At 61.1% G+C, this 7,560-nt stretch carries 10 protein-coding genes; 9 read left to right on the top strand and 1 reads right to left on the bottom strand.

Translation table 11 applies throughout. The features are described from left to right. From Q0341_RS02120 to Q0341_RS02105, 4 genes are all read left to right on the top strand, one after another. A partial coding sequence (locus tag Q0341_RS02120) for a DALR anticodon-binding domain-containing protein (protein WP_299510219.1) occupies positions 1 to 291 on the top strand: 291 nt, incomplete at its 5' end. 13 nt (positions 292 to 304) lie between these two features. Next, positions 305 to 880: a D-glycero-beta-D-manno-heptose 1,7-bisphosphate 7-phosphatase gene (gene gmhB / locus Q0341_RS02115; RefSeq protein ID WP_299510217.1), complete on the top strand. Its 576-nt coding sequence runs from the start codon at positions 305 to 307 to the stop codon at positions 878 to 880. A gap of 27 nt (positions 881 to 907) precedes the next feature. Then, the gene (locus Q0341_RS02110) at positions 908 to 1,657 is read left to right on the top strand and encodes a lysophospholipid acyltransferase family protein (protein WP_299510215.1); all 750 of its coding nucleotides are present in this window, start codon (positions 908 to 910) and stop codon (positions 1,655 to 1,657) included. Between the two features lie 17 nt (positions 1,658 to 1,674). Then, positions 1,675 to 2,625, top strand: coding sequence for a SprT family zinc-dependent metalloprotease (locus Q0341_RS02105; protein WP_299510213.1), 951 nt, complete (start codon positions 1,675 to 1,677; stop codon positions 2,623 to 2,625). 183 nt (positions 2,626 to 2,808) lie between these two features. Here the strand turns inward: Q0341_RS02105 and Q0341_RS02100 are convergent, their stop codons facing one another. Continuing rightward, positions 2,809 to 3,912, bottom strand: a complete 1,104-nt coding sequence (locus Q0341_RS02100) for an MBL fold metallo-hydrolase (protein WP_299510211.1) — start codon at positions 3,910 to 3,912, stop codon at positions 2,809 to 2,811. A gap of 164 nt (positions 3,913 to 4,076) precedes the next feature. Here Q0341_RS02100 and Q0341_RS02095 point away from each other — a divergent pair, with 164 nt between their 5' ends. From Q0341_RS02095 to Q0341_RS02075, 5 genes are all read left to right on the top strand, one after another. Beyond that, a complete protein-coding gene (locus Q0341_RS02095) occupies positions 4,077 to 4,481 on the top strand; it encodes a MerR family DNA-binding transcriptional regulator (protein ID WP_299510209.1) in 405 nt (134 codons plus the stop codon). A gap of 170 nt (positions 4,482 to 4,651) precedes the next feature. Beyond that, positions 4,652 to 5,026: a PaaI family thioesterase gene (locus Q0341_RS02090; protein WP_299510223.1), complete on the top strand. Its 375-nt coding sequence runs from the start codon at positions 4,652 to 4,654 to the stop codon at positions 5,024 to 5,026. A 47-nt stretch (positions 5,027 to 5,073) separates the two neighbouring features. Then, entirely contained in the window at positions 5,074 to 6,255 is a 1,182-nt protein-coding gene (locus Q0341_RS02085) for an isovaleryl-CoA dehydrogenase (RefSeq protein WP_299510208.1), read from the top strand. A 46-nt stretch (positions 6,256 to 6,301) separates the two neighbouring features. Then, on the top strand, positions 6,302 to 6,955 hold the full coding sequence (gene can / locus Q0341_RS02080) for a carbonate dehydratase (RefSeq protein ID WP_299510207.1): 654 nt from the start codon (positions 6,302 to 6,304) through the stop codon (positions 6,953 to 6,955). A gap of 19 nt (positions 6,956 to 6,974) precedes the next feature. Continuing rightward, positions 6,975 to 7,481 (top strand): hypothetical protein, encoded by a 507-nt coding sequence (locus Q0341_RS02075; protein WP_366522663.1) that lies wholly within the window; start codon positions 6,975 to 6,977, stop codon positions 7,479 to 7,481. Positions 7,482 to 7,560 lie beyond the last annotated feature (79 nt).

The raw sequence follows: 7,560 nt of genomic DNA, 5'->3' as shown, positions 1-7,560 counted from the left end.
GGTGAGGTGGATGCCCACGTCAACCCCGCCTTGCTCCAAGAAGAGGCCGAGAAAAACCTCTACACGGCCATGCAAAGGCTGGTGCCAGAATCCGAGGCACAGTTCAAGGCGGGCGACTACACCGCCAGCTTGCAAACCCTGGCCGCGCTGCGCGCCCCGGTCGATGCGTTCTTTGACGACGTGATGGTCAACGCCGAAGAAATGGACTTGCGCCTGAACCGCCAGGGCTTGCTCAAAAGCCTGCATGTGGCCATGAACCGCGTGGCCGATTTGTCGCGCCTGGCCGCCTGATTTCACCCCAGCCATGCAAATCAAACTCGTCATTCTGGACCGCGATGGCACCATCAACCGGGCCAGTGACGAGTTTGTCAAATCGCCCGAAGAGTGGCAGCCCTTGCCGGGTGCGCTGGAGGCGATCAGTCGCCTCAACCACGCGGGCTTCCATGTGGTGTTGGCCACCAACCAATCGGGCTTGGGGCGCGGTTTGTTTGACATGGCAGCACTCAACGCGGTGCACGCACGCATGGTCAAGTCTTTGGCCGCTGCGGGTGGGCGCATCGATGCGATTTTTTATTGCCCACACGCCCCCGACGAGGGGTGCGATTGCCGCAAACCAGCCCCTGGTTTGCTTCGGCAAATTCAGGAGCGCTACGGCATTGAATTGAAGGGCGTGCCCTTTGTCGGCGACAGCTTGCGTGACCTGCAAGCCGCCGAGTCGGCCGGGTGTGCGCCGCATTTGGTGCTGACCGGCCGCCACCCCGGTGTGAGCGCTGGCGAATTGCCTGTGGGTTTTCCCGCGCACACGCGTGTCCATGCCGATCTGGCCCATTTTGTTGACCAACTGCTGGGGGGTGCGCCCAGCACCGACACGCTTGCTTGATGTGTATTCACTGAGTTTTCACGCCACATGAACTTCATTCGCTCTCTTGCCCACACCTTGTGGATGGCCATCACCGTGGTGCCTTGGGCGCTCTTCGTGGTGGTGGTGTCCTACTTTGTCAGCAGCACGCGCTTGTACTGGATTTGTGCGGGCTGGCTGCGTGTGGCGGTGAACAGTGGCACCTGGATTTTGGGCATCGAAAACCGCATCCAAGGCATGGAAAACTTGCCCACGGGCGACAAGGACCCTGCGGTGTTGCTGGTCAAGCACCAGTCGACTTGGGAGACGTTTGTGATGCCCGCGATCATGCCGCATCCGCTGGCCTACGTGTTCAAAAAAGAGTTGCTGCATGTGCCGTTCTTTGGTTGGGCCATGGCGCGCATGGACATGATCCACATCGACCGCAAGCAGCGCTCACGCGCCTTTGCCAAGGTGGTACAGCAAGGCCGCCGCCTCATGCAAGAAGGCGTCTGGGTCATCATGTTCCCTGAAGGCACACGCATCCCGCGTGGCCAAAAGGGCGAGTACAAGAGCGGTGGTGCACGCCTGGCGATTGCGGCGGGTGTGCCCGTCATCCCGATCGCCGTGACCTCGGCCCGCTGCTGGCCGACACGGGCCTTCGTCAAAAAGCCTGGCGTGGTGGACATCTCGATTGGTCGGGCCATTGCGAGCGAGGGCCGCAGTGCCGACGAACTCATGCTCGAAGTCGAGACCTGGATCGAATCTGAAATGCACCGCCTCGACCCCGAGGCTTACCCCGCTGCCGCCGGGCGTTGAGCGGGGCTGGGCGAAGCATGCGCGCGCCTTTGCAGTTTGTGCTGGACTTTTTCACCGGGGGTGACCCGGTGCAGCCAGCGCCTTCAGTCTCTGCCGCCCCCACTGTAGATGCGCGTGTGACTGATGCCGCATCTGCGCCTCTTGCACACCCAGCACCTTCTGCGTCAAGCCGCAGCACAGGGGAACAAGAATTTCCTTTGGTGCAACCCAAGGACAGTCCCAGGGGTTTCACCCACCCTGCCGCCAACCGCCACGCCCAACTGCAAGGTGTCATGGTGTCCTACCGTTTTGAACGCTCGCGCCGCAACAGCATCGGCTTTTTGGTCGGGGCCGATGGTTTGGTGGTGCGTTCGCCTAACTGGGTGACGATGCGCGAGGTGGATGCCGCCGTGCAAGAAAAAAGCGCCTGGATTGTGGCCAAGCTGCAGCAATTCAAAGAGCGGCAGACCGAGCAGTTTCAGAAAGCCATCGAGTGGCGACACGGCGCCGAGGTGCCGTTTTTGGGGCGCACGGTGCAGCTGTGCGTGATGGAGCGTGGCGTGGGGCGCGTGCTGGGGCAAGATTTGGCACCCGAGCAGGTGCTGCCTGTGACGGTGCCGCCCGGTGCCTCGGTGACCCAAGTGCGTGATGCTGCGCAGGCGTGGCTCAAAAAGCAGGCCAAGGTCCTGTTCGAAGAGCGCCTGCACCACTTCGCGCCGCTGTTGGGCGTGCGCTGGCAAAAGCTCAGCCTGTCGAGCGCCAGCACGCGCTGGGGCAGTGCGCGCACCGATGGGCACATCCGGCTGAATTGGCGGCTCATTCACCTGCCCATCAGCCAGATCGATTACGTGGTGGTGCACGAGCTAGCGCACTTGCGCGAGATGAACCACAGCCCGCGCTTTTGGGAAACCGTGGGCGGGGTCATGCCTGACTACGCGGAGCGCCGCAAAGCCTTGCGCCAGGCCCCGGTGGACCTGAAAGAAGACTGAGGCCTGGCACGTGAACGGGTGGACATGGACCCGCAGTCGGCACCGTCAGGTCCAACGCTGTTCGCCACCGTCGTTTGAAAGTGTCGCTTCGCGAAAAGAAGGCATGTCGGACCATAAAGGCACCGACCTACGGGAGACGCGTCGGACCTTAAAGAACCGGCTTGTGGGAGATACGTCGGACAGTCATTGCCCAACGTTGGTGCTGAAGCGGATCACACCATCGGCTCCGCGTTCGCGGCGCATCTGGTCAGACAACCACAGCAAGTTCAGGTGCGCTACCGCTTCATCCATGGCAAACGTGGTCTGGTGCACATCGAGCGGGCGTTTGAACAGCACGGGCATCAGCTCATGCGCGCAGCGCGCTTGTGCGCGGCAAGCGGCCAGCAGCTCGGCCAGGCGGTCGGCATGGTGCGCAGCCAGCTGCGCCACGCGTGTGGCCGCGCCACGAAACGGACGTCCGTGTGAGGGCAAGACCAGTGTGGCATCCGGCAGGTGGGCCATTTTGCCCAGGGAATCCAGAAACCATTGCAGGGGGTTGCTGTCGGGCTCCATCGCGTACACGCTGATGTTGGTCGAAATCGAGGGCAGCAGCATGTCGCCGCTGATGAGCAGTTGGTTTTCTGCGTCATGCAGCGCCATGTGTTCGGGCGAGTGCCCGAAGCCACTGATGCATTGCCAAACCCGGTCACCGATGCGCACCTGCGCGCCATCCATCAAGCGCACATAAGCGCCTGGAATTTTGGGCACCATGCCCGCGTAATAACCCACTCGTGCTTTGACTTGGTCCAACTCATCAGGCTGTTGCCAACCCTGCGCAGCAAAGAAGGCCACCGTGGGCGCCCCACCGAAATTGGACACGCCGCTGCACGCCAGCAAGGCCGACTGGTATTCGCTGGTGCTCATCCTCAAAGGGGCTTGCCAGCGTTCGCACAACCAATGGGCCAGGCCCATGTGGTCCGGGTGCATGTGGGTCACCAGCACGCGCAAGATCGGCAGGCCTTGCAGCACCTGTTGCTCGACCTGCAGCCAAGCTTCTCGGGTGGCAGCGTTGTCCACGCCGCAATCCACGGCAGTCCAGCCCTCTTGCACGACCCCGGCTTGCGTGGGGTGGGGCAGGCGGTCACGCAGGAGCCACAGGTTGATGTGGTTCAAGGCAAAGGGCAAGCCCATGCGCAGCCAGAAAACACCCGGTGCCACTTCGATGGCCGAACCGCTGTCGGGCAGCTGTTCACCCTTGGGGTAATTCAACGGTCGCTCGGGGTTGACGCTGGCGGTTGGCGATGGCATCGCGCGCTCTGGGGGTGTGGGTGACATGCGTCAGTGGGTTTGGGTTAGCATTCGGGCCATTGACGTTAACGTTAACGTTAACGTCAAATATGAATTGGCATTCTAGGGGGCCAGCACTTTGCCCGGCTGTCTCCCTTGCGCAAGCACGTTGAGGACCTCACGCCATGGCGAACACGTACACGATCAGTGATTTGGCCCAGGAATTTGACCTGACCACCCGCGCCATCCGCTTTTACGAAGACATGGGCTTGCTGGAGCCTGAGCGCTCTGGCCCCGGTGGGCGCAACCGCGTTTACTCGGCGCGAGACCGCACCCGTTTGAAGCTGACTTTGCGCGCCAAGCGCTTGGGCTTGTCCTTGACCGAGGCCAAAGATCTGATCGACATGTACGACAGCCCTCGCGACACAGTGCCGCAGTTGAAGAAGTTCATGGTGGTGCTGGCAGAACACCGACGGCAGCTGGAGTCGCAGTTGGCCGATCTGGAGGCCACTTTGGACGAGGTCAAAACCCACGAAAAAGAAACCCGCAGCCTGTTGACCAAAGCCAACAAAACGGCAGCGGCAACCTGAAACCTGAGTGCGCAGGCCTGGATTGACTGATTGACGTTGACGTAAACGTCAATTAAAGTCCGGGTTTGATTTCAAGCATTGGACGAAATGTGAGCAACGCCCCCCCATCAGACCTGTCTGTGCCTTCTGTCCATGAGCGTGTGGCCCTGAGTCTGGCCCGCCAAGGCATGATGCAGCACTTGGGCGTGCGGCTGTTGTCGGCCACGGCGGGGCGGGTGGAGTTGGCCATGGCCTACAGCGACAAGGTCACGCAGCAACAAGGGGGCTTTCATGGCGGTGCCATTGGGGCATTGGCCGACATTGCGGGCGGTTATGCCGCCTTGACCGTCGCCCCGCAGGGCATGGAAGTGGTGACCATCGAATACAAAATCAATTTCCTCAACAGCTTTCAAGGTGGCGAAATTCGCGCCACCGGCCAGGTGGTCAAAGCGGGCAAGCGCATCATCGTCACATCGGCCGAAGTGGTGCACACCGATGCCAAAGGCCAACAAAGCCCCTGCGCCGTGATGCAGCAAACCCTGACCCCAGTCCCACAAACTTATTGACGGCGTGGGCCCGACGCCCATACCCCAGAACCCCAGGAGAGACCCCCATGAACAACTTGCCCGGCCTGAATTTTCAACTTGGTGAAGACATCGACGCCCTGCGCGACGCGGTACGCGACTTTGCGCAAGCCGAAATCGCTCCCCGCGCCGCCGAGATCGACCGCAACGACCAGTTCCCCATGGACCTGTGGCGCAAGATGGGTGACTTGGGCGTGCTGGGCATCACCGTGGGTGAGGAATACGGCGGCGCGAACATGGGCTATCTGGCCCACATGATCGCCATGGAAGAAATCTCCCGTGCCTCGGCCAGCGTGGGCTTGAGTTACGGCGCGCACTCGAACCTGTGCGTCAACCAGATCAAACGCAACGGCACGCCCGAGCAGCGCGCCAAATACCTGCCCAAGCTGATCAGCGGTGAGCACGTCGGTGCCTTGGCCATGAGCGAGCCCAGTGCGGGCTCGGATGTGCTGAGCATGAAGCTCAAGGCCGAAGACAAGGGTGGCTATTACCTGCTCAATGGCTCCAAGATGTGGATCACCAACGGCCCGGATGCCGACACGCTGGTGGTCTATGCCAAGAGCGAGCCCGAGTTGGGCGCACGCGGCGTCACGGCCTTTTTGATCGAAAAGGGCATGAAGGGTTTCAGCATTGCGCAAAAGCTCGACAAGTTGGGCATGCGCGGCAGCCACACGGGCGAGCTGGTGTTCAACAACGTCGAGGTGCCCGAGGCCAACATCCTGGGCGGCCTGAACAACGGTGCCAAGGTGCTGATGAGCGGCTTGGACTACGAGCGTGCTGTGCTGACTGGCGGCCCGCTGGGCATCATGCAATCGGTCATGGACAACGTGATCCCCTACATCCACGACCGCAAGCAGTTTGGCCAAAGCATTGGCGAGTTTCAGCTGATCCAGGGCAAAGTGGCCGACATGTACACCGTGCTGCAAGCCGGTCGCTCGTTCGCCTACACCGTGGCCAAGAACCTTGATTTGTTGGGTGTGGAGCATGTGCGCCAAGTGCGCAAGGATTGCGCCAGCGTCATTTTGTGGACGGCCGAAAAAGCCACTTGGATGGCGGGCGAAGGCGTGCAGATTTTTGGTGGCAACGGCTACATCAACGAATACCCGCTGGGCCGCCTGTGGCGCGATGCCAAGCTCTACGAAATCGGCGCGGGCACCAGCGAAATTCGCCGCATGCTGATCGGTCGCGAGTTGTTCGCCGAAACCTGCTGAAGCGGTTTGTCATCCAGCGGTAGGCCAGCCCAGCGACAATCTCACCATGACCACTTCACTGCAACACCTTCTGGACAACAACCGCCAATGGTCAGAGCGCATGGTGCGCGATGACCCGGCTTTTTTCTCACGCCTGGCCAACCAGCAAAACCCCAAGTACTTGTGGATCGGCTGCTCCGACAGCCGCGTGCCCGCCAACCAGATCACCGGCTTGGACCCGGGCGAGGTGTTTGTGCACCGCAACGTGGCTAATGTTGTCGTGCACTCCGACCTGAATGCGCTGTCCGTCATCCAGTACGCGGTCGATGCGCTCAAGGTCGAGCACATCATGGTGGTGGGGCATTACGGCTGTGGTGGCGTACTGGCCACGCTGCGTGGCATGCGTGTGGGCTTGGCTGACAATTGGCTGCGCCATGTGCACGATGTCAAGGTGCGACACCGCCGTCGCCTGGATCACCTCACGGTGCCCGAGCAAGAAGATACCCTGTGCGAAATGAACGTGATCGAGCAGGTGGGCAACGTGGCCTTGACCAATGTGGTTCAAGACGCGTGGTCTCGCGGGCAAAAGCTCAGCGTGCACGGCTGGTGCTATGGCCTGAAGGATGGCCTGGCCAAAGATTTGGGCGTCAGCATGAGCGGCAGTCACGAGGTGGTGGACGTGTTCCGCAGCGCCTTCAAACGTTACCCACGAGGCGCCTGAGCGACGTGTGCCCTTGAGCTTGGCCGAACTTCTTGAGATGGGCAGTTATGCGGTGACCGTATTCGGTCTGCCCTATGCCGCCTGGGTGTTCTGGCTGGAACAGCGCAAGGAGCGTGAGAACGAAGAAGAGGAGGCGTATCAGCACCTCTCCGACGCTTACAACGATTTCTTGAAAGTGGTGCTGGACCACGCCGACCTGCAGCTGCGCACCGCTCAGGCCCTGCGCGATCCCACAGCCGAGCAACGCGAACGCATGATGACGATTTTCGACATGCTGATCGCCTTGTTCGAGCGGGCCTATCTGATTGCGTACCGCGCGGAAATGAGCGCCACCGAACAGCGGCGCTGGAACTCTTGGGACGACTACATGCGCGAGTGGTGCCGAAGGGACGACTTTCGCCAGTCTCTGCCTCTCTTGCTGCGCGGCGAAGACCCCGACTTCGTGGCCTACATCCGCCGCATCGCTGAAGAAGAAACCGGCGAACACCTGATCATTGCCGATATCCACAAAGACACACACACTTGAAAGGCTTCACCATGTCACACGATCGCATCGTCATCGTCAGCGCTGCCCGCACCCCCATGGGCAGCTTCCAGGGCGACTT

The sequence above is a fragment of the uncultured Limnohabitans sp. genome, from assembly GCF_937889215.1.
In the GTDB taxonomy this organism is placed as follows: domain Bacteria; phylum Pseudomonadota; class Gammaproteobacteria; order Burkholderiales; family Burkholderiaceae_C; genus Limnohabitans_A.
Note: the sequence above shows the minus strand (reverse complement) of the source record. Positions and strands in the feature narration are given on the sequence as shown.